Here is a 20,605-nt window from a genome sequence, read left to right as displayed (position 1 = left end):
CGGACCGGCACGGCGACGGCGGGACCCACCCCGGCCGTGCCGCCCGCCGCCCCGGCGACGGTGTCCGCTGACTCACCGGAGGCGGTGCCTGCCGTCCCGGCGACGGCGTCCGCCGTCCCGGCGACGGCGTCCGCCGTTCCGGCGATGGTGTCCGCAGACTCACCGGAGGCGGTGCCCGCTGTCCCGGCGGCGGTGACTGCCGTCCCGGCCACGGTGTCCGCCGACTCACCCGACCCGGCCGTGCGGCCCGCCGCCCCGGCCGTGGCGTCCGCCGTCCCGGCGGCGGTGTCCGCTGACTCACCGGCGGCGGTGCCTGCCGTTCCGGCTGCGGTGCCTGCCGTTCCGGCCAGGATGTCCGCCGTCCCGGCCACGGTGTCCGCCGGCTCACCCGTGGTGCTCCCCGCGGCCCCGTCCGCGGTGAGTGCCGGGCGTCTCGGTGGGGCCGGGTTCGGTGGGTTTGTGCGGGCCTACGGGGGGCATGGTCGGCTGGTGGTGCAGCCGCGGATGGGGTTCGGTGATCCGCGGGCCATGCGGGACGGGCTCGCGGCGACGCGGGCTGCGCGGGCGCGGACCGTGGGTACCGTGACGCTCGACTCCCACACCCGCGTCGGCCGGTGGGAGGCGGCTGCGAGTGCCCTGCGCGACGGCGTCCCGCTCAACGGCTACCCGATCGTCAGCCACCCCGCCGCGGTCACCGGGCAGGTCCTCGCCGGTATCCGGGACGAGGACTTCCCGGTACAGGTCAGGCACGGCTCCGCACGCCCGCTCAGGATCTTCCGCACCCTGGCGGAGCTGGGCCTGGACGCCAGCGAGGGAGGCCCCATCTCCTACTGTCTGCCGTACGGCAGAACACCGCTCGCCGAATCGATGGCCGAGTGGGCGGCCGCCTGCGAACTGTACGCGGGGCTGCGGGAGTCCGGACTGGAGCCGCACCTGGAGACGTTCGGCGGCTGCATGCTCGGCCAGTTGTGCCCGCCGAGCCAACTCGTGGCGATCAGCGTGCTGGAGGCGCTGTTCTTCGTCCGGCACGGAGTGCGCAGCGTGTCCGTCAGCTATGCGCAGCAGACGTCCGCCGCGCAGGACCGCGAGGCCGTCGCCGCCCTGCGTCGGCTCTGCGCCGACCTGCTGCCCACCGAGGACTGGCACGTCGTCGTCTACGCCTACATGGGTGTCTACCCGCAAACCCCGCAAGGGGCCCGGGAGTTGCTCGCCCAGGCCGCTGAACTGGCGGTCGGCACGGGAGCGGAACGCCTCATCGTCAAGACGACCGCGGAGTCCCTGCGCATCCCCACCGTCCAGGAGAACGTCGAGGCCCTGGAGCACGCGGGCGCCGTGGCCGAGGCCGCGCCCCCGCCCGTCCTCCCGTCGGCGGACTCGGTGATCGCGACCGGCACCTACCAGGAGGCCGCCGCACTCGTCGAAGCGGTGCTCGACCTGCACCCGGACCTCTCCCGGGCGCTGCTGCTCGCCTTCCGGAACGGCTACCTCGACATTCCCTACTGCCTGCACCCGGACAACGCCGGCAGCACCCGGAGCTACATCGACGCCGACGGCTGGCTGCGCTGGGAGGACACCGGAGCCCTCCCGATCGGCCACCTGGTGAAGCCGCGCCGCCACCGCACCGTGACCTCTGCCGGTCTGCTGGCCGACCTGACCCATGTCCGCACCAGGGCCGACGCGGCCGTAGCCCCCCGGCATGGTCTGCCGTCCGGCTGACCGCTCTGGTCGGGGGCGCCTGCTCGGTGCCGTCCTGTCAGGCGCGTCAGTGCCGTCCCGCCACCCGGTCCGCGATCCGGGCCAGCCGGGACGACTCGCTGCTCGGGTGGAGCCGTTCGCGCTGGTCGGCGGCGCGGTAGGTGGCGTACATGCCCTGGACGCCGAGCCAGCGGAAGGGCTCCGGCTCCCACTTGCGGACCTTGTGGTCCACCCACGGCAGCGCGGTCAGATCGGTGCGGTCGGCCTGCCCGGAGTCCAGCTGGACGAGGTCCCGCAGAGTCCGTCCCGCGAGGTTGGTGGTGGCGACGCCGGAGCCGACGTACCCGCCCGCCCAGCCGAGCCCCGTCGAACGGTCCAGGGTGACCGTCGCGCACCAGTCCCGCGGCACCCCGAGCACCCCGGACCAGGCGTGTTCGATCCCCACCCCCGCGAGCGCCGGGAAGAACCGCACGAGGATCTCCCGCAACGCCTCGACCGTCGCCGCCTGCGTCCGACCGTCGTTGTCCGTCCGCGACCCGAACCGGTACGGCACCCCGCGTCCGCCGAGCGCGATCCGCCCGTCGGCCGTGCGCTGGGCGTACATATAGGCGTGCGCCATGTCACCGAGGGTCTCCAGCCCCCGCCACCCCACCGACTCCCACTGCTCGTCGGTCAGCGGCTCGGTGGCGATCATCGAGGAGTTCATCGGCAGCCAGGTGCGCCGTTGCCCCTTGAGGTTCGCGGTGAAGCCCTCGGTGCAGCGCAGGACGTACGGGGCGCGGACCGTGCCGTACGGCGTGACGGCGTGCTTGGGCCGGATCTCGGTCACGGGCGTCGATTCGTGGATCCGCACCCCCAGCGCCTCCACGGCCGCCACCAGCCCCTTCACCAGCTTCACCGGGTGCAGCCGGGCCCCGTGCGGGGTCCAGGTCGAGCCCACCGCGTCGGCGACACGGATCCGCTCCCGGGTCTCCCCGGCGCCGTACAGCACGCGGTCCTTCTCGCCGTACGACAGCTCGTGCTCGTGGAAGGCCTTCAGGCGGGCCAACTGGGCTGGTGTGGTGGCTACTTCGAGCACCCCACCCTTGTGCAGGTCGGCGTCGATCCCCTCGGCCGCGGCGACCCTCACGACCTCGTCGACGGTCTCGTTCATGGCCTTCTGCAGCCGTACGGCGGCCTCGTGGCCGTGCAGCGCGGCGTACCGGTCGCGGCCGGCGATGCCGTTGTAGAGCCAGCCGCCATTGCGCCCCGAGGCGCCGTAGCCACAGAACTTCTGCTCCAGGACGGTGATACGGAGGAAGGGTGCGGCCTTCTTCAGGTAGTACGCGGTCCACAGTCCCGTGTACCCGCCGCCCACGATCACCACATCCGCGGTGGCGTCCCCGTCGAGCGGCTCCCGTACCGCCGGGAGGCCGTCGTTCGCGTACCAGAAGGAGATGCCGCCGTTGACGACACTGCTTGCCGAGCTGCTCATGCCGGGACGTTAACCCTTGAGGGCGGCCAGTGTCTCCTTCGGATTCCATGCTTTTCGGCGGCCTCTGACCAGCGGATAGCAGGCGAGACCGATCAGCGAGGCGACGAAATGTCCGAGGTCGGTGAAGGTGGGCGACTCGGTCAGCGGCAGCCCGTAGACGAGCAGGATGACCGCGATGTACGAATACCGCCAGGGCGTCGCGATCCGGTACGCGAGCACCGCCATCACTCCGGCCAGCGCGTAACTCACCCCGATGTCCATGGTGTTGACCGCGGACTGCGGGGCGATGCCGTCATGGATGCCCTTCAGCAGCGCACCCTCGCTGATCAGGGTGGCCAGCACATGCGCGGCCACGCACACCACCAGCCAGCGGACCGTACCGAGCCACCGTTCCGCCGGGGCGTGGAAGACGGTGTAGAGGAAGGCGTACGGCACCCAGTGCCCGCGCTCGATCCACATCGCACTGGCGACCAGCACGCGCAGCGGATTGTCGGACAGCTCATGGATGTTGGTGGACCGCTGCCGCAGGAACTGCTGTTCGAACTCCGGTGACATGTGGTGCAGCGCGACGGTCGTCACGAAGAGAACCGCCAGCCAGACGTATGTGCCGGGGGCGCTGCGGACATACGCCCACGCCTTGTCGCCGAGGCCCCGGAAAATTCGCATGAGGCGATTCACGCACGGTCGTAACGTCGTGCGGGTGATTGACATTCCGGCGGGCCTGATCGCCCAGCACGAGCGGTACGGCGGAGAGGAGGGCCGCGCCTTCGTCGCCGCGCTCCCCGGCCGGGCCGAACGGTTCCTGGACGGCTGGGGTCTACGGCCGGACGGCCCGTCGATGTACGGCCGCTGCGCACTGGTCGTGCCCGTGCTGCGAACGGGCGACGGCGCCCGGGCCGTGCTGAAACTCCAGGACGTCGACGAGGAGACCGTCGGCGAGCCGGTCGCGCTGCGGGCCTGGGACGGGGACGGCGCGGTCCGGCTCCTCGACTCCGACGACGAGACCGGCACCCTGCTGCTCGAACGGCTCGACGCGGGGCGGAGCCTCGCCGACCTGCCGGACTCCCGGGAGGCGATCCTGGTCGTCGCCCGTCTGCTGGCCCGGCTGACGGCCGCCGAGGCACCGGCCGGGCTGCGGCACCTCGGGGACATCGCGAAGGGGCTGCTGGAACGGGCCGCGGTGGCACTGCCCCGCCACCCCGACCCCGCCGAACGCCGTCTGCTCACGGACTGCGCGGCGGCCCTGCGCGAGGTCGCGAGCGAACCCGGTGACCGCCTTCTCCACTGGGACCTCCACTTCGAGAACGTCCTCGCCTCCGACCGGGCACCATGGCTGGCCATCGACCCCAAACCGCTCGTGGGCGACCCCGGCTTCGAGCTCTTCCCGGCGCTGTGGAACCGCTTCGACGCCGAGGAGGTGCGCCCGCGCTTCGACGCCCTGACGGACATCCTCGGCCTGGACCGGGCCAGGTCCCGCGCCTGGACACTGGGCAGGGTCCTGCAGAACGCCGTCTGGACCATCGAGGACGCCAGGCGCCCCGGCGCGGCCCAGCTGGAAATCGCCCGCAGACTGCTCAGCTGACCGGCTCCGCCATGGGGTCCTCGGCGGCGAAGTCGTGCCACACCGGCTTCACCGTCAGCTGACCCGCCCGTCACGGGGGCGCGGCGGCGACGCCGTGTTTCGGCGGCTTCGTCCGCGACCGGCTCCGCCCCCTGGGTTCTCGGCGGCGAAGTCGTGCCACACCGGCTTCACCGTCAGCTGACCGGCCCCGCCACGGGGACGTGGCGGCGACGCCTCGGCGGCGCCCGTCCTGCTCCGGGGACCTCGTCGTCAGCCGACCGGTTCCGCCACCGGGGTCTCCGCCGGGGTGTCCTGTTTCGGTGGCTTCGCTGTCACCAGCAGGCCCGCGACCAGGCCGGCCAGCAGCATCACCCCGACCGCCCACCAGATGGCGGTCGTATAGCCGTGCACGACGGACTCCGGGACGACGGCGGCCCGCTGCGCGGGGCTGTGGAGGTGGGCGGCGAGATAGGTGACGCTGCTGCTGGTGGCGATCGTGTTGAGCAGCGCCGTACCGATGGACCCCCCGACCTGCTGTGAGGTGTTGACGGTGGCCGAGGTGACCCCGGAGTCCTGCGGGGCCACGCCCGCGGTGGCGACGGCGAACACCGGCATGAAGGTCAGGCCCATACCGAGGCCCATCAGCAGCAGGGCGGGCAGGATCTCGGTGGTGTAGGAGGAGCTGACCGTCATCCGGGTCAGCAGCAGCAGACCGCACGCGGCCAGCAGCGTCCCGGGGACCATGAGCATGCGCGGGGCCACCCGGTACAGCAGGCGCGCGGATATCTGGGTGGAGCCGGTGATGATCGCCAGGGTCAGGGGGAGGAAGCCGAGGCCCGCCCGGACCGGGGAGTAGCCGAGGATGACCTGGAGGTAGTAGGTCAGGAAGAGGAACAGCCCGAACATGGCGATGGTCGCGAGAGCCATCGTCAGGAAGCAGCCCGCGCGGTTGCGGTCACTGACGATGTGCAGGGGCAGCAGCGGGCTGGAGGCGCGGTTCTGCCAGCGGACGAACGCGGCGAGCAGTACGGGCCCGGCGGCGAACAGACCGAGCACGAGCGGGTCACTCCAGCCGCGTGGCTGGGCCTCGCTGAAGCCGTAGACGATCGCGACCAGTCCGCCGCAGCCCAGCAGCGCACCGGGCACGTCGAGTCGAGCCCCGCTGTGACCCGGCCGGTCGTGCAGCAGCGCGGAGGCGCCGAAGACGGCGAGGATCGCGATGGGCACGTTGACGTACAGGCACCAGCGCCAGTTCAGGTACTCGGTGAGCAGTCCGCCGACGACGAACCCGATGGCCGAGCCGCTGCCCGCGAGGGCGCCGTAGATGCCGAAGGCCTTGCCGCGCTCCCGGGGGTCGGTGAAGGCCGTCGTCAGCAGGCTCAGCGCGGAGGGCGCGAGGACGGCGGCGAAGACGCCCTGGAGGGCACGGGCGCCGAAGAGCATCCCCGGGGTCTGCGCGGCACCGCCGAACGCGGAGGCGACGGCGAAGCCGACGAGCCCGATGACGAAGGTGCGCTTGCGACCGACCAGGTCGGCGATCCGCCCGCCCAGCAGGAGCAGTCCGCCGAAGGCGAGCGTGTAGGCGGTGATCACCCATTGCCGGTTGCCGTCGGACATGCCCAGGTCGTGCTGTGCGGAGGGGAGGGCGATGTTCACGATCGTCGCGTCCAGGACGACCATCAGCTGGGCGAGCGCGATGACCACCAGGCCCCACCAGCGGTGGGGGTCGGCTGCGTCCTTTCCGGTGTTCATGCCGGGCGTTTCACCCGTTCGGGCGCTGCTCATTCGGTCAGAAGACCATGAATCAGGATGGGTCGCATCCCGGGGTGTGCTGTTCCTGCTCACGGTTCCAGGACCACCTTTCCGACAGTCGCCCTGCTCTCCAGGGCACGGTGCGCGGCCGCCGCTTTCCTTGCTGCTTCACGGCGGCTCGCTGATACGACGGATTCAGGCGGCCGGAATGTGACATCGCCGCCTCTCGCGGGTCGTGTCCGGCCGTTTTCGCAGGTCGGGGTGGTTGTCAGTGGTGGCCTGCAAGATGGGGGCATGGTGAGGACAGGGGCCGGCGGGTCCGGTGGTGGCAAGGTGAAGGGCGCGCGGCGGCCGGAGGTGCGGTTGCCCGCGCTCGAGCCCTGGGGTGGCGGGGAGCTGGAGCCGGACGGGGACTACGACGGGCTGGAGTTCCGGGAGGCGGACTTCGTCGGACAGGATGCGGCGGGCGCCCGTTTCATGGACTGCGCGCTGACGGGCTGCGCCTTCGACGAGACGGGGCTGCGCCACGCCCGCCTGCTGGACACGGTCCTCAACGGGCCAAGAGGTGTCGGCACCAACCTCTCCGACGCGACCCTGCGCGATGTCGAGCTGGTCGACGCCCGCCTGGGCGGCACCCAGCTGCACGGCTCCGTCCTGGAGCGCGTGGTGATCCGCGGCGGCAAGATCGACTACCTGAATCTGCGCACGGCCAAGCTCAGAGACGTGGTCTTCGAGGGCTGCGTCCTGGTGGAGCCGGACTTCGGCGACGCCGTCCTGGAGCGGGTGGAATTCATCGACTGCACCCTGAAGGGGGCCGACTTCAGGGGGGTGACGATGAAGGACGTCGATCTGCGGGGCGCGGCGTCCCTGGAGATCACCAGCGGGGTGGAGCGACTGGCCGGGGCGGTGATCAGCATGTCCCAGCTGCTGGATCTGGCACCGGTGCTGGCGGGGCAGCTGGGGATCCGCGTGGAGGGATGAGCCCGGCCGGCCGCGGCGATCAGTCCTGAGGTGCGGCCGCGGCCGCCCTTCTCAGGCCCAGGTGATCGTCCGGATCCCGGAGTCGATCCTGCTGGGCGGCGAGCATGCGGCGGACCACCGGTTCCGGCATGCGGATCACCACCGGCCGGGGCAGGGTCAGCTCCCGCACGGCGGTGCCGGCACGGCCGGGGCGCACACGGTCGCTCACCGTCGCCACCACCCGCACATCCAGGGTGAACTGCACCAGGACCGAAGCGGACTTGGGCTTGTGCAGCGGCATCGACCCCGACGCGTTCACCGCCGCGTCGGCCGCGCCGCCGGAGCCACCGGCGTTGCCGGTCAGCTGGTTGAGGCGGAATTCGTCGGCGTTGAGCAGCCCCGCGCCCGCCAGGCCACGTGCCGACCTGCCGTGTTCGGTGGAGCTCTGGCCGTCCGCCTGGGTGGGCCGGGGCGCGTCCAGGTGGCTCTGCCCCACCGTCTCGAAGGTCATCTTGTCGCCGACGCCCAGCACCCGCCCGTCCCGCAGCCGCGCGTGCAGGGAAGCCCGCAGGTCCTGGCCCGCCGCTCCCGTGGCGTGCACCGGCGGCAGCTCCGCCCCGGCGGAGGTCAGCAGCGGCAGCGACGCGATCAGCCACTCGGTGGAGACGGCCTCGTGCAGGGTGTACGCGGCGGCCTGGCCCTTGGTCCGGAAGCGGTCGCCGCCGCTCGCCTCCCGCACCGCGGAGCTGACCAGCTCCCGTACCTGCGGGGCTCCTTGGAAGCCGTTCACCTGCGCCTCCATCGGCAGCCGCACACCCCCGGAGCGCCAGCTGCCGAGCGCGGCCGGGCGGTCGTCCCGCGGGCCGGGAGCGGGTGCCACCGGCTGGTGGCGGGGCGCGGTCAGCCGGCCGAGGGCGGTGAGGTCCTTCTCCAGGACGCGGTGGGTCAGCGCCTGGCGGCCCAGGGAGACCAGCGCCAGCCGGCGGTCGCCCCGGTGCAGTTCGAGGGTCGCCTCGATCGGCACCCGCATCTTCGACGACTTCGCGGTCTTCGCCTCCGCGACCGTCTTCATGCCGAGCTGCCCGCGGCCGACCGCGCCGGAGCGCCGCGAGCCGCCCGAGCCGACGCCGAGCCCCGCCGCACCGCCCATGCTCTTCAGCTGACCGGCCCCGCCGTCCGGTTTGCCGGAGCCGGCGAAGATCCCCTCCACGCCGGTCGTCACGCCCTCGTCGTGTGAGGTGGCCTGCTGGGCGACGGCCGCGGTGATGTACTCCAGGTCCCGGCCGTCGTCCGCAGCACCGTCGTAGGTGCCCTCGCCCAGGCGGTTGACCTTGAACACCGCCCAGTAGGGGGTCTTGCGGCCGTCGAACAGCTCGACGGTGACCCCGCCGTCCATGGCGCCGGAGAGCAGCCCGGCGCTGCCGTCGCGGTCCAGGACACGCAGCAGCCGTTGCACGTTGTCGTTGCGGTCCGCCAGCTGCCGCCGGGGCAGCAGGTCGTCGGCCAGGCTCTGCTGCCCGCTTTCCGCGAGGCGGGTACGCAGCCGGGCCAGCAGCGGCACGAAGTTCGGCAGGTTCTCGATCATGCCGAAGCCGAGGGGCAGCGAGCGGCCGAAGGACGGGGACGGGCCGGTGCGCGTCGGCGCGGACGTGGTGGACCCGGCCGTGTCCGTCGTACCCGTGGCGCGGGTTCCCTCCCGGGCCTCGCGCTCGGCGCCCGCCCGGGAACTCTCGGCCGGCCGCTGCCCCGGCCGGGACGACGTCGTCGCCGCCGGCGCCGGTTCGGGGTCGAGCTTCAGCTGTCTGCGGATCGACGCCGGCAGCTGTGCCTCCGTCAGCCACACCGCCGCCTCGGCCGGCAGGGTGCGGGCGTCCGTCGCCACGTAGGGGCCGCCGCCGGTGACCTTGACCTCGGCGACCATGGTGACGAGCAGGTCGCACTGGACCAGGTAGAGCGGCGCCTTCTTCGGGGTGTGGGCGTTGCGCTCGACCGTGCCGGACAGGGCCGCGGACCGGGCGTCGCCCTCGCTGCTGGTGCGGTTCCCGGACAGGCCCTGGCCCAGGCGCCACTCGGCGCCGTTCTCCGAGCCGGTGGCGCCGAACTGCCACGTGCTGGTGGTGCCCTTCCCCTCCTGACCGGCGGCCTGGTGCCCGCCCAGCACGAAGGTCTCCGTGCCGGGACCCGCGCCCTGGTGCACGAACTTCGGGTTGGTCAGTGTGAGCCGGGTGCCCACGGCCCCGTTCAGCGCGGCGAGCCGCCGCGGATAGCGCAGGTTCTTCACCACCCACCCGGAGGACGCGGCCTGCCGCAGCGACGCCGTGATGGCCTGCGGGCCGAACCGTTCCTCGATCGCCAGCCGCGGCGCGAGCCCCTCCGTCTGCAGCGCCGGATCCTCGCGTACGCCCTTGTTGCGGGCGGCGGCCCGGGACAGCAACTGGAAGGCGAGGTCCCGGACGGCCTGTCCGTCGCCGAGCGTCTCCACCAGCTGCCAGTCCCGCAGCGGCTGTCCGACGGACGGCCGGGGCACGAGCGTGGCCAGGTCACCGATGCCCTCGGCGGTGACGGCGTGCTCGGGCCGCGGGGCCTGCGCCCGCCGCCGGTCGCCCACCGCGTCCTGCCGCCGCCTGCCCTCCTCGTCGAGGGTGAACTCCGTCGGGGTGACCAGCCGTACGTCCTGCTCGTCCAGATGCAGTCCGGCCAGCCGCGTCGGCTCGGGCGCGTCCTGGCCCGGGGAGCCGAGGGTGAGGGCGCGGCCGAGCTTGCGCTGCCGGGAGGTCATGGTGACGTCGACGTCGAGGCGCAGGGCCGCCCCGAAGGTGCTGGCCTTCTCGGAGCCGTTGGTGAGGACGTCCGTGCGGGTGGTGGGGCCGGCCTGGTTGCGGCGGGTGCCGGAGCGGTGCTTCTCGTAGCGGGCCGAGCCGGTCAGGATGCCGGGCACGATCCTGGCCTGCCCGAGCACGAGACCGCCGATCGAGCGTGAACTGCTGCGTCCGCTCTGCGTGTTGCCGGTGACACCGGAGTGGCTGCGCACCAGCCAGTCGTCGGTGTCGCCGAGGTAGCCGGTCTCGCGGAGCTGCCCTGTGACGCGGATCTGCACGTCGTGCGCGTGCAGCGTGGTCTTGCGGCGCAGCCGCACCCGGACGCCGGTCGAGGTCAGTTGGTCCTTGTTGACGCGCAGGTTGGTCTCGGACAGGGCGGCCATCAGCTCGCGGTGGTTGCGCCGCTGGTCGGCGGCCTCCTCCTTGGACGGGGGCGTGGCGCGCGCGTCGGTGCCGAAGGCGGGCAGATAGCCGGCCAGCCGGGGATCGGTCGCGAACAGCTCCTGTACGGCGCGGACCATGGGGCCGGTGTCCAGCTGGCTGAGGGTGACACTGGAGCCCATGGCGCCGAAGGGGAGGTGCCGCTCGACGTCGACCTCGTTGCCGTTCTCGTCGGTCCGCTTGGGCTTCTCGATGAACTCCTTGGCCTCGGTGCCGGGCGGCAGCGGCAGCCCGAGCGACCGTGCCTCGTCGGCGCGCAGGCTCATCCAGACCCGCATCGAGTGCCGGGCGACCCGGGTCCCGGGACGCAGGACCATCCCGGCCGAACGCGGGCCGGTGCCCTCCACGGTGAACTGAACGGTCCCCTGGTAGAGCACCTTGTCGCCGCGCACCTCCGCGCCCTGGCGGCTCGACACGGTCTGCTCGGCCACGGTGAACCGCGCCTTGCGGGCCGCCGCTACCGGCATGGCCGTGGCCCGGACCACGGCGGCGTTCCCGGCCGCTCCGACGCCGATGGCCGGACCCAGGCCGCCCGTGACGGCGCGCCCCTTGCCCGCGCTCTCGGTGACCGTGTGCTGGGTCTGCTGATGGGTGCGCAGCTGGGTCCCGCCGGTACCCCAGGCGGGCGACATACCGGTGATCTCGGCGTGCATGCGGTAGCTGCCCACACTGCTGCCGTCCTTGGACGCCAGGTCCTCGCCGACGACTCCGTCGCGCAGCAGCCGGGGCATGTCCTCCAGGACGGTCGCCGTGGAGGTCGCCTCGTAGAGCCGGGCGCGGCCGGGTGCGCCGGGTGCGGTGAGCGAGGGGTGCAGGACGCCGGCGACCGCGTCGAAGAGCCCGCCGCCGCCGTGGTGCGGGGCCGCGCTGTCCGTCACGGCGACCGGGGCCATCGAGTCGGCGAGCGAGACGCGCCGGGCGGTGTCCGCCCGGAGGGGCTGCGGAGCGCCGGGTGCCTGCGTGCCCGCCGGGACGAGGTGTTCGGTGGGCACGCGCTGGGTGAGGGTGCCCGAGCCGCGGAAGGTCTGCTCGTTCGCGGCGCCATGCTTCTTGATCCGTACGCCGTACCGCACCTTGCGCGGCGCCTCGACGGAGCCCTTCTCGCTGCGCAGCACCCGCGGTTCGGCCACGTTGCGCTGGCTGCGGGACTCCCGCGACGACTGCCAGGGCTGCGCGTTCGCCAGCCCGGCACCGCCCAGCCACAGCCCCGGTACGACGGGCGCGAGCCCGAAGGCCATCCCGCCCAGGCCCTTGCTGGACCCGCCGCTCGCGGTGGTCGCGACGGTCGCGGCGGTGTTGTGCTGGACGTCGACCTTGGTGTCCTTGCCCTCGGTCTCGTCCACCGCGGCGAGCGGCGCTCCGTCCGGGTCCGGCACGGTGTTCGCGAGCAGGTCCTTGGGATGGAAGACCGGCGGCCGGTCGTCGGGGGCGCGGGAGACAGTCACGGTGACGTCGAACCACTCCTTGCCGTTCCTGCCCTGGACCGCGAAGGCGCGGCCCTGCCCGTAGAACGACTCGGGGCGCCCGGCCAGGTCGGCGGCGAGCGCGGCGACCTGGCCGTCGCCGTGGCCGACCACGGCGGCCACGGCGTTGCCCACGAACTCGTGCCCGGTCAGCCCGTACGCCGTGGACAGCCCGGCCGCCTGGAACTCCATCAGGTACGACGGCAGCACGAGCCCCGGATCGGTGCGTTCCTCCTCGATACGGGGCGGCGGCGCGGGCCGGTTCCGTGCCGCCGGCGGCCGGAGGACACCCTTCCCCTTACCCTCCCGCAGCGCCCGCGTGGTGGCAGCGTTCCCCGCGCTCCCCTGGAGGGCGAGCAGGGCGTGTTCCGTGGGCCCCGCGGACCTCCTGGAGCCGAAGGGCCCGGCGGACTTTCCGGAGCCGGTGGACTCGACGGACTTTCCGGAGCCGACCGGCCCCGCCGGTCCCACCGGCCTTCCGGAGCCGACGGGCCCGGCGATGACCTGTGTCCGGGAGGCCTCGGGAGAGGCGTCTTTTCCGCTGTCGCCTGCCTGTCGCTGCGTCCGCACGGAGTCAACGTACGGGCGGCCGGAACAGCGGGAACGCCTTCCGCCGACTCCCGCCCCACTTGTCACTCCTGCCTCGTCAGGCGGTCAACGTCCGTACATCCGGGCGTCGTTCGGCGGCCCGCGCGGTCAGGAGACTCTCGGAAAGCGGGCCTGCAGGGTCCAGATCGCCGGATTGTCGGCCAGTCCCTCGTGCATGTCGGTGAGGTCGGCGAGCAGGTCGTGCAGGAAGTCCCTTGATTCGCGGCGCAGTTCGGCGTGGGAGAAGGTGAGCGGGGGTTCCTCCGCGGGCATCCAGTCGGCCTCGACGTCCACCCAGCCGAAGCGGCGCTCGAAGAGCATGCGGTCCGTGGACTCGGTGAAGTCGAGTTCCGCGTGCTGGGGCCGGGCGGCCCGGGACCCTGCCGGGTCGCGGTCGATCCGCTCCACGATGTCGCACAGCGCCCACGCGAAGTCGAGCACCGGCACCCATCCCCAGGCTGTGGACAGCTCCCGGTCCGCCTTGGTGTCGGCGAGGTAGACGTCGCCGCAGAACAGGTCGTGGCGCAGCGCGTGGACGTCCACCCGCCGGTAGTCGGTCTGGGGCGGGTCCGGGAAGCGGTTGGAGAGGGCGTAGCCGATGTCGAGCACGTCGTCGATGGTGTCATGGCGTCCTACGATCATGTGCGTGCCCCGATCCGCGCTCGTCATCCCGTCGGTCCTGCTCTGCCTCACGCTGGCCGCGTGCGACGGCGGGGTCCACGGCACCCCGGGCGGCGCGGGCGTACGCGACCCGTACTTCCCGAAGGCGGGCAACGGCGGCTACGACGTGAGCCACTACGCCCTGGACATCGGCTACGACCCCGGCACCCACCGCCTCACCGGCACCGCCGCGATCACCGCCCGGGCCACCCAGGGACTGTCCGCCTTCGACCTCGACCTCCGGGGACTGCACGTCGACAAGGTCACCGTCGAGGGCGAGGAGGCCCGCTGGAACCGGGCCGGCCAGGAGCTGACCGTCCGCCCCCACGACGACCTGGCGAAGGGGGAGACCTTCAGCACGACCGTGCGCTACTCGGGCCGCCCGGAGACGATCACCGACCCCGACGGCTCGAAGGAGGGCTGGCTGCGCACCGCCGACGGCGCGCTCGGCCTGGGCGAGCCCGTGGGGTCCATGGCCTGGTTCCCGGGCAACCACCACCCCTCCGACAAGGCGTCGTACGACATCACGGTCACCGTCCCGAAGGGCCTCCAGGCCGTCTCCAACGGGGAGTTGAAGAGCGAGACGACGAAGAACGGCCGTACCACCTTCGTCTGGCACACCGCCGAGCCGATGGCGAGCTACGTCGCCACGGTCGCCGTCGGCCACTACACGGTGACCCGTTCCGCCACCCACGACGGCCTGCCGGTGTACGTCGCCGTGGACCCGACGCAGGTGAAGGCGAGCCGGGCGGTGCTGGCGAAGATCCCCGAGATCATGGAGTGGGAGCAGTACAACTTCGGCCCCTGTCCCTTCTCCTCCACCGGCGCGGTCGTCGACCGCCCGGCGGACTTCGGATACGCCCTGGAGACCCAGACCCGTCCCGTCTTCCCCGGCGCCCCGGACACCGAGACCCTCGTCCACGAACTGGCCCACCAGTGGTACGGCGACTCCGTCACCCCGAGGACCTGGCGGGACATGTGGCTCAACGAGGGCTTCGCGACCTACGCCGAATGGCTCTGGGCCGAGGACCACGGCGGCCCGAGCGCCCAGCAGACCTTCGACAAGGTCTACGCGAGCCCCGGGGACTCCGGCCTGTGGGCGTTCCCGCCCGCCGAGCCGTCGAGCGCGGCGCACATCTCGGACCGGCCCGTGTACGACCGCGGGGCGATGGTCCTGCAGAAGATCCGCCAGAAGACCGGCGACGACACGTTCTACGACATCATCCAGGGCTGGGCCGCCGCTCACCGGCACGGCAACGCGGACACCGCCGAGTTCACGGCGTACGTGGAGAAGAAGGCGCCCGGGAAGGACTTCTCCGCCATCTGGAAGGACTGGCTGTACGGCGACGGCAAGCCGGCCCGGCCGTAGGCCCGGTCACCCCTCCGGCTTGCTCAGCTCCTTGCGCAGCACCGCGCACGGCCGCCCGAGCCGCCGATCCGGGCGATGCCCGATCACCTCGTACCCGAGGGCCGTCCAGAAGGCGAGCCCCTTCGGGTTGTTCTCCAGCACGGCGAGCCGTAGGGCGTCCCGCCCCGCCGCCCGGAACCGCTCCTCGACGCCCTCCGCGATCCGCCGCCCGTACCCCCGCGCCCGCGCCCCCGCGTCGACCAGCAGCAACCCGATCCAGGGATCCGGGTCGGCCGGATCAGGGTGCCGGCCCAGCGTGATGACCACCCCGACCAGCAGCCCCTCGGCCCGCGCCAGCAGCACCTCCACGTCCGGATTCACCAACTCGTCGGCCAGCGCACCGGCCACCTGCTCCGGCCGGATGTCGTCCGGATCCGGGAAGTCCCCGCTGAGCGCCTGGAACTCCCGGTCGGAGGCGTACAGCGCGGTCAGCTCGGTGAGCAGCGGGGCCGGGATGTCGTGGTCGGGGGTGAGGGGGAGGGGGGCGAGGATCATGTCGGCAACCTATCCGGCCCTACTGGCCCGGAGGGGGGTAGCGGGGCAGGCCGTCCGTCGCGATGGTCCAGTCGGCGATGGTGACGTCCTCGCCGTAGACGAAGTCCTTGCGGGTCGCGTAGCGCGGGCCGTCGGGGGTGGGGTGGATGTCGGTGAGGACGGCGCCGGTGCCGGTGCGAGGGTCGAAGACCGCGTAGATCGGGATGCCGATCAGGGGGTAGTCACGCATCTTGGAGACCCAGTCGTTGTCCGGGTTGGAGCGCGAGACGATTTCCACGGCGGCGACGAGCGAGCGGGGGTCGAAGGAACCGTCTCCCTCCATCTCCGCCTCGCTGATCACCATGACGTCGGGGCGGCGCATGACCCCCTCGGGTTCGTCCTCGACGTCGGGTTCCCCCGTATGAGCCACCAGCGCCTCCGGCATCACCTTCTCCAGCCGCTGCCGGACACGCAGCACGGTGAGCTCGTGCGGCTTCGAGGGCGACATCATGTCGAGGACGATCCCTTCCTTGGTGATCTCGAACTTGCCGGGAAGGGTGTCGTCCGTGGAGTGCACGAAGTCCCGCATCGCGCGGTAGAGGTGGGAGGCGCCCTGCCGCGCGTTGTCCGGTGCGATGGTCATGGCGCTCGCTCCTCGTCTGTGCCCAGGGGCAAGGATCGTCGCCTTCATGCTAGGTGTCCTCCGGGAGATCGGTTCGGCAGTCACGGCACAGGCCGGGCGCGGAGGACCGGAAGCCGCGGTCGCATCCGTCGCAGTTGTGGATCTGGGTGAGGACGGCCGGCGGTGGGGCCGGTGCGCGGAAGGGCGGCGGTGGCGGCAGGCGGTCCGTCAGCCGGTGGGCCAGCAGGGCGGCGGGCCGGTGGAGCGGCTCGGCCGGCAGGTCGGCGGTCAGGGCATGCCGTACGGCGCTGGGGGCGACGTCGCGTTCCAGCCAGGCGGCGATGCCTGGCGCCAGATGGTCGGCTTCGACGGCCGACAGCAGCAGCCGGGCGTCGTGGCGGCGGAGGTCCGCGAGCAGGTCCAGGGCCTTGCGGAGGAGCGTGGGGGAGGGGCAGGCCGGGCGCGGGACGGGTGGGAGCGCCTTGCGCGGCGGCTTCTTGGGTTCCTTCCCCGGCCGTACGGCTTCGGGTGCGTGGTCGGTGCGCCGGTCGCGGTGTCCGGGCCGGTTGCAGGAGGTCGTACGGGTGATGATCCGGCCGTCGGCGACCCGTTCTCGCTCGCGCCGTAGATACCCCTCGGCCTCCAGTTCGTTCAACGCGGCGGCGATACGGTCCCTGCCCTCCGGAAAGCGGGCCGCCAGGCTCTTGATGTCGACGCGGGCGCCCTTGGGGAGCGACTGGATGTGCACGCCGAACCCGATGGCAAGGGCGGAGAGGGTGGGGTGCTGGGCGAGGTGGTTGCCGATCACCACGAAGTGGGAGGTGTGGCGGGCGTTGTCGTGCAGGAGACCGCCGGACCCCCGGTTCGGGTGCTTCTTGGCGGCAACACGGGGCTCGGCGCACGAGGGCGCGCTAGGGTTTTTCGTATCCATCGGGAAGGTTCCGTCTTCCTAGGTGGTCAGGCCCTCGCACTGGGATTGCCCGTCCCGGCGGGGGCCGAATTTTTTCTGCGGTTGTTGCGCTGAGCGTAGGACACGCAACCCGTCCCAAAGCCAGCCGAGTTGGGCATATTCACTCGCGGGAGTGACTCTGCGCGACGGGCGGGAGGGGTGGGGCTTGGTGGGGTTCTTTATCCCCGTATCCCCGTCGTCCCTTAGGCGGTGACGTCCCTCGCGACCGTCGCCCGCGTTTCCGGGCGACGGTGACACGTCGATCTCGGCCACAGATGGTGACGGTCCGGTCAGAAACCGAGATAGGTGATGTGGACGACGAAGACACGCTCGCTGCGTACCACGACCTGGTACCTGAACCAGCCGCCGGAGACGATGATGTCGCCGCCCTTCGGGTCGATCCCCTCATAGGCCCGGCCATGGACATGAAGAGCTTCTGCCGCCCTGACCAGCTCGTCGGCCCGTCGCGAAACAGCGTCCAAGAAGTCCGCCGGAGCGCTGCGGGCGGCCTCTTCGGCCCCGAAGGCGTACTCCCACTTCCAGCTCACTCGCGAACTGCCTTCAGCGCCTCCCCGAGGACCGCGCTCAGCTTGCGAAGGGCTTCTTGAGCGATGGCTGGATCCTCGTGTTCCAGGTCCTTCTCCGCCTGGGCATAGCGGGCGGACAGGTCCGGTCGGCGGGCGATCTCGATCTCCTTGGCCCAGATCTGGACCCAGCTCTGCACCGGGCTGAGCGACTGCCACTCGACGGCTTTGGCGAAGGCCTCGTCCTTCATGGCCTGCATCTCGTCCAGACGTCCCGGCGCGACGATGGCAAGGGCTGCACGCAGGGCGTCCGGCGTCAGCTCGGGACGGGGGATCAGCTCGTGCCCGTGATCGGCCTGAGTGCTCATCGTGTCCTCCAGTGGGTACCCCGGCCAGGGTATCCGCCCGGGCGGCAGACAACCGGACAGAACGGGCTCGGAAGGCGCTGACAGCGGGAGCGGGACGGTCACGAGGAAAGCCGTCCCGTCCCGCAGCGGCATGGCCCGACCGGAGCACGGTTCCCCGGGCTCCGGTCCACGCTGATCTCGGCCCACACCGTCTTGCGCGGCGGCAGCCCCGGTGCCACGCCCCATTTGTCGGCGAGCGCCTCCACGAGGACCAGACCGCGGCCCGATTCGGCGTCCGGAGCGAGGAGTTGGGTGTGCGGCAGACGGTCGCCGCGGGTGTCCGTGACCTCGATGCGGAGGGTGCCGCCGACGACATACAGCGTGAGGCCGAAGTCGCGTCCCGGTACCCGGCCGTGCGTCGCCGCGTTCGCCGCCAGTTCGGCCACGATTAGCGCCGCCGGGTCCAAGGGCAGCCCCCAGGCGCGCAGTTGCTCGGTGGCGAGCAGCCGGGCCAGGCGGGCGCCGCGTGGAGTGGGCGACAGGCGCAGGCTCATGTTGCGGACGGGGGTGGAGATTTGATCGTTCACATCACCCAGCGTGGCCGGGCATGCATACCGTGAACAGTGACGAAGCCCTTGCGTACGGTGACTGTCCGGTCCTTGTCCAGCGCTGTCCTGGCTGTCGGGCGCCGCCGTACGGGTAGGGGCGGTCGCGGGTACGGGCGTACGGCACAAAGGGGTGTGGGATGAGCGTGGACAGCGGCGAGGTGACCGAGCCGGGCTGGGAGGTCGACCCGGACGACGACTGGGGCGTGGCGGTCGTCGCCACGGTCGGGCGTCAGCTGAAGCTGCGGCGGGAGGCGGCGGGGATGCGGGCCGCCGCGTTCGGCGAGGCGGTCGGCTATGGCGAGGACATGGTCTACAAGGTCGAGGGCGGCAAGCGGATTCCCCGTCAGGAGTACCTGAACAGGGCGGACGAGGTCCTGGACGCGGGCGGCCAGGTCTCCGCGATGTGGGAGGACGTTAAGAAGGTCCGGTACCCGAAGAAGGTCCGGGAGCTGGCGAAGTTGGAGGGGGAGGCCGTTGAGATCGGGGTGTATGAGTGCAACAGCATCAACGGGCTGTTGCAGACGCCCGAGCATGCGCGAGCCGTCATCTCGGCGGCCCAGCCGCCCTATTCACCGGATGATGTGGAGCGGATGGTGACTGCCCGTCTGGCTCGGCAGTCGGTCTTCGAACGCGACCCGGCTCCGTCCATCCACTTCGTGCTGGAAGAGGCGGCACTGCGCCGTCCCATCGGAGGCACAATGGTGTGGCGAGGGCAGCTCGATCATCTGCTGGAGGTGGGTCGGCTGCACAACGTCATGCTTCAGCTTGTGATTTATCCAGTGCGGCGTGGTTTGGTGCCGATTTTGTGGTGGGTGGGTCGGCGGTGGAGCTCGCCGGTGACCAGGAGCAGGCCCACGTCGTAGCGTTCAGCGGGGCGGCGGTTCTTCGAGCCGGGTGGGCGGCCGGGGCCGGGCCTGGAGGGTTTCGGCACTCTGGCCGGAGTTGGGATCTTGGCACGCAGGTGTCGGAACCCGCGTCGGACCCGGGCAGGCGTGAGTCTGTTCGTGGGGACGGGTCGTTCCCAGGGGTGGCGCAGGTCGATGGCCAGCGGTCGGGCGAGGCGGAGTTGGGTGTAGGCGGCAAGGATCAGCCAGGTCCAGTTGTCGGCTGCTTCAGGGTCGCGTAGTTTCGGGGCGGTCCAGCCGAGGGTCTGCTTGATCATTCTGAAGAAGTGTTCGATGTCGAATCTTCTGAGGAACGCCTGCCATGCCTGGTCGGTCTCGGCCGGGGTGGCGGTGGGCTGTGACCACCACAGCCACAGGGGCTTGGGGTCACCGCCGCTGGGCAGGTGGTCGACCTGGAGGCGGATGACGGTGCCCTCGATGACGGGGAGTTTGCCGGGGTGGTCGCGCCAGGCGGCACGCTGTTGGAGTTCGGGGTGGAGCCGGTCCCAGCTCTGAGCGTGGGCGGTGCCGTAGCGGGTGGTGAGGGTCTTCGTCTCCGAGTCGGGGGCGCCCCAAGTCCTGGCGTCCTTGAAGATGAACTCCCTGCCGTGCCGGGGCGGGTGACCGCCGCGGGGGTGGGCCCGGTAGTACTCCTCGCGGGAGGGCGCCGGACGGCGCATGACCCGGTCCGAGCGCAGGCGCCCGAGGAGTTCCACGGGCAGGTCGTCCAGGAGCCAGGCCAGGCGCATCACGTCGTAGCCGGCGTCGAGCACGATCCGGATGAGCGGGTCGCCCGCGTTCCACTGGCCCGCCGTGATCAGGCGCTCAACCAGGTCCCGCACCTGGGCGGCGGTCACGGCGGCGAGGTCGTCGCCGGGCCGCAGCCGCACGGTGTCCAGGGGCGCGGTCCACGAGGAACGGCCCGTCTCCAGCGCAACGATCCACGAGCAGGGCCAGCCCGGGATCATCAGGTGCTTGTTCTCGCCGCGGCCGTAGGTGTGGCAGAAGGAGCGAGCGTCGCTGGTGACGGCGTCGGGCCGCAGCCACGGCGAGACGTCCACGGCCAGGACCAGGCGGCCGTCGGCTGTCCGTGGCAGCGGCACCGAGGCCAGCGCCCGCCGCAGCCGGGCGACCTCGATCCGGCCCCGGTTGAGGCCGCCGTACAACGCGCCGTGCCCGCGCCGGTGTTCGGGTTCAAGAGCCAGACCGACCAGGGTCTTCACCGGCCCGTCCGCGCACAGCAGGGCATCGGTCAGCTCGAACAGGGCATCCGCACGGCCGGTCAATGCGTCGTAGAAGTCCGCCCGGAAGCGGGACAGTTGCGCGATCGCGTCCTGCGGGACCCCGGTACACGGCAGACTCATCCTCACGGCCTT

Annotated in this window: 17 protein-coding genes; 5 read left to right on the top strand and 12 right to left on the bottom strand. The window is 71.9% G+C overall.

Translation table 11 applies throughout. The features are described from left to right. Positions 1–351: 351 nt before the first annotated feature. The gene (locus ABTY98_RS26930) at positions 352–1,716 is read left to right on the top strand and encodes a methylaspartate mutase (protein WP_502994369.1); all 1,365 of its coding nucleotides are present in this window, start codon (positions 352–354) and stop codon (positions 1,714–1,716) included. A 46-nt stretch (positions 1,717–1,762) separates the two neighbouring features. Here ABTY98_RS26930 and ABTY98_RS26925 read toward each other — a convergent pair whose 3' ends face one another. Together ABTY98_RS26925 and ABTY98_RS26920 are read right to left on the bottom strand one after the other, a co-directional pair. Then, positions 1,763–3,169 (bottom strand): NAD(P)/FAD-dependent oxidoreductase, encoded by a 1,407-nt coding sequence (locus ABTY98_RS26925; RefSeq protein ID WP_352223556.1) that lies wholly within the window; start codon positions 3,167–3,169, stop codon positions 1,763–1,765. A gap of 9 nt (positions 3,170–3,178) precedes the next feature. Then, positions 3,179–3,835 carry a rhomboid-like protein gene (locus ABTY98_RS26920; RefSeq protein WP_352223555.1) on the bottom strand — a complete coding sequence of 219 codons (657 nt, stop codon included), beginning with the start codon at positions 3,833–3,835 and terminating at the stop codon, positions 3,179–3,181. Between ABTY98_RS26920 and ABTY98_RS26915 the strand changes: the two genes are divergently transcribed. Beyond that, entirely contained in the window at positions 3,834–4,751 is a 918-nt protein-coding gene (locus ABTY98_RS26915; RefSeq protein WP_502994367.1) for an aminoglycoside phosphotransferase family protein, read from the top strand. The two genes, ABTY98_RS26920 and ABTY98_RS26915, sit on opposite strands and share 2 nt — an antisense overlap. 249 nt (positions 4,752–5,000) lie before the next feature. On the opposite strand, the gene ABTY98_RS26910 is transcribed toward ABTY98_RS26915, so the two are convergent. Next, positions 5,001–6,515: an MFS transporter gene (locus ABTY98_RS26910; RefSeq protein WP_352223552.1), complete on the bottom strand. Its 1,515-nt coding sequence runs from the start codon at positions 6,513–6,515 to the stop codon at positions 5,001–5,003. A 261-nt stretch (positions 6,516–6,776) separates the two neighbouring features. Between ABTY98_RS26910 and ABTY98_RS26905 the strand changes: the two genes are divergently transcribed. Next, complete coding sequence (locus ABTY98_RS26905) at positions 6,777–7,463, top strand: pentapeptide repeat-containing protein (protein ID WP_352223551.1); 687 nt, start codon at positions 6,777–6,779, stop codon at positions 7,461–7,463. Between the two features lie 19 nt (positions 7,464–7,482). Here the strand turns inward: ABTY98_RS26905 and ABTY98_RS26900 are convergent, their stop codons facing one another. Next, complete coding sequence (locus tag ABTY98_RS26900) at positions 7,483–12,735, bottom strand: hypothetical protein (RefSeq protein ID WP_352223550.1); 5,253 nt, start codon at positions 12,733–12,735, stop codon at positions 7,483–7,485. Positions 12,736–12,861: 126 nt separating this feature from the next. Further along, positions 12,862–13,362 (bottom strand): hypothetical protein, encoded by a 501-nt coding sequence (locus tag ABTY98_RS26895; protein ID WP_352223594.1) that lies wholly within the window; start codon positions 13,360–13,362, stop codon positions 12,862–12,864. A gap of 31 nt (positions 13,363–13,393) precedes the next feature. Between ABTY98_RS26895 and ABTY98_RS26890 the strand changes: the two genes are divergently transcribed. After that, entirely contained in the window at positions 13,394–14,782 is a 1,389-nt protein-coding gene (locus ABTY98_RS26890; RefSeq protein ID WP_352223549.1) for a M1 family metallopeptidase, read from the top strand. Between the two features lie 6 nt (positions 14,783–14,788). Here ABTY98_RS26890 and ABTY98_RS26885 read toward each other — a convergent pair whose 3' ends face one another. The 6 genes from ABTY98_RS26885 to ABTY98_RS26860 all read right to left on the bottom strand — a co-directional run bounded on the left by ABTY98_RS26885 (position 14,789) and on the right by ABTY98_RS26860 (position 18,291). Beyond that, complete coding sequence (locus tag ABTY98_RS26885) at positions 14,789–15,316, bottom strand: GNAT family N-acetyltransferase (RefSeq protein WP_352223548.1); 528 nt, start codon at positions 15,314–15,316, stop codon at positions 14,789–14,791. A 19-nt stretch (positions 15,317–15,335) separates the two neighbouring features. Beyond that, positions 15,336–15,938, bottom strand: coding sequence for a Uma2 family endonuclease (locus ABTY98_RS26880; RefSeq protein WP_352223547.1), 603 nt, complete (start codon positions 15,936–15,938; stop codon positions 15,336–15,338). Between the two features lie 49 nt (positions 15,939–15,987). Beyond that, positions 15,988–16,848, bottom strand: coding sequence for a helix-turn-helix domain-containing protein (locus ABTY98_RS26875; RefSeq protein ID WP_352223546.1), 861 nt, complete (start codon positions 16,846–16,848; stop codon positions 15,988–15,990). A gap of 308 nt (positions 16,849–17,156) precedes the next feature. Beyond that, the gene (locus ABTY98_RS26870; RefSeq protein WP_352223545.1) at positions 17,157–17,414 is read right to left on the bottom strand and encodes a hypothetical protein; all 258 of its coding nucleotides are present in this window, start codon (positions 17,412–17,414) and stop codon (positions 17,157–17,159) included. Next, the gene (locus ABTY98_RS26865; RefSeq protein WP_352223544.1) at positions 17,411–17,758 is read right to left on the bottom strand and encodes a hypothetical protein; all 348 of its coding nucleotides are present in this window, start codon (positions 17,756–17,758) and stop codon (positions 17,411–17,413) included. Before ABTY98_RS26865 ends, ABTY98_RS26870 begins: the two co-directional genes overlap by 4 nt. A gap of 98 nt (positions 17,759–17,856) precedes the next feature. Further along, positions 17,857–18,291 (bottom strand): ATP-binding protein, encoded by a 435-nt coding sequence (locus tag ABTY98_RS26860; RefSeq protein WP_352223593.1) that lies wholly within the window; start codon positions 18,289–18,291, stop codon positions 17,857–17,859. 191 nt (positions 18,292–18,482) lie between these two features. Between ABTY98_RS26860 and ABTY98_RS26855 the strand changes: the two genes are divergently transcribed. Beyond that, positions 18,483–19,208, top strand: a complete 726-nt coding sequence (locus tag ABTY98_RS26855; RefSeq protein ID WP_352223542.1) for a helix-turn-helix domain-containing protein — start codon at positions 18,483–18,485, stop codon at positions 19,206–19,208. On the opposite strand, the gene ABTY98_RS26850 is transcribed toward ABTY98_RS26855, so the two are convergent. Further along, the gene (locus ABTY98_RS26850) at positions 19,118–20,593 is read right to left on the bottom strand and encodes an NF041680 family putative transposase (RefSeq protein WP_352223541.1); all 1,476 of its coding nucleotides are present in this window, start codon (positions 20,591–20,593) and stop codon (positions 19,118–19,120) included. The genes ABTY98_RS26855 and ABTY98_RS26850 overlap by 91 nt on opposite strands. Between the last annotated feature and the right edge of the window lie 12 nt (positions 20,594–20,605).

Origin of the sequence: Streptomyces sp. NPDC096040 (genome assembly GCF_040303265.1) — a bacterium.
GTDB lineage: Bacteria > Actinomycetota > Actinomycetes > Streptomycetales > Streptomycetaceae > Streptomyces.
This window is presented reverse-complemented; position numbering and strand designations above follow the sequence as displayed.

What these genes read in the sequence shown, in the direction of transcription:
- ABTY98_RS26930 (WP_502994369.1), top strand. Translation starts at nt 352, where the DNA reads ATGTCCGCCGTCCCGGCCACGGTGTCCGCCGGCTCACCCGTGGTGCTC.
- ABTY98_RS26925 (WP_352223556.1), bottom strand. Translation starts at nt 3,169, where the DNA reads ATGAGCAGCTCGGCAAGCAGTGTCGTCAACGGCGGCATCTCCTTCTGG.
- ABTY98_RS26915 (WP_502994367.1), top strand. Translation starts at nt 3,834, where the DNA reads ATGAGGCGATTCACGCACGGTCGTAACGTCGTGCGGGTGATTGACATT.
- ABTY98_RS26920 (WP_352223555.1), bottom strand. Translation starts at nt 3,835, where the DNA reads ATGCGAATTTTCCGGGGCCTCGGCGACAAGGCGTGGGCGTATGTCCGC.
- ABTY98_RS26910 (WP_352223552.1), bottom strand. Translation starts at nt 6,515, where the DNA reads ATGAGCAGCGCCCGAACGGGTGAAACGCCCGGCATGAACACCGGAAAG.
- ABTY98_RS26905 (WP_352223551.1), top strand. Translation starts at nt 6,777, where the DNA reads ATGGTGAGGACAGGGGCCGGCGGGTCCGGTGGTGGCAAGGTGAAGGGC.
- ABTY98_RS26890 (WP_352223549.1), top strand. Translation starts at nt 13,394, where the DNA reads ATGTGCGTGCCCCGATCCGCGCTCGTCATCCCGTCGGTCCTGCTCTGC.
- ABTY98_RS26885 (WP_352223548.1), bottom strand. Translation starts at nt 15,316, where the DNA reads ATGATCCTCGCCCCCCTCCCCCTCACCCCCGACCACGACATCCCGGCC.
- ABTY98_RS26880 (WP_352223547.1), bottom strand. Translation starts at nt 15,938, where the DNA reads ATGACCATCGCACCGGACAACGCGCGGCAGGGCGCCTCCCACCTCTAC.
- ABTY98_RS26875 (WP_352223546.1), bottom strand. Translation starts at nt 16,848, where the DNA reads ATGGATACGAAAAACCCTAGCGCGCCCTCGTGCGCCGAGCCCCGTGTT.
- ABTY98_RS26865 (WP_352223544.1), bottom strand. Translation starts at nt 17,758, where the DNA reads ATGAGCACTCAGGCCGATCACGGGCACGAGCTGATCCCCCGTCCCGAG.
- ABTY98_RS26860 (WP_352223593.1), bottom strand. Translation starts at nt 18,291, where the DNA reads ATGAGCCTGCGCCTGTCGCCCACTCCACGCGGCGCCCGCCTGGCCCGG.
- ABTY98_RS26855 (WP_352223542.1), top strand. Translation starts at nt 18,483, where the DNA reads ATGAGCGTGGACAGCGGCGAGGTGACCGAGCCGGGCTGGGAGGTCGAC.
- ABTY98_RS26850 (WP_352223541.1), bottom strand. Translation starts at nt 20,593, where the DNA reads ATGAGTCTGCCGTGTACCGGGGTCCCGCAGGACGCGATCGCGCAACTG.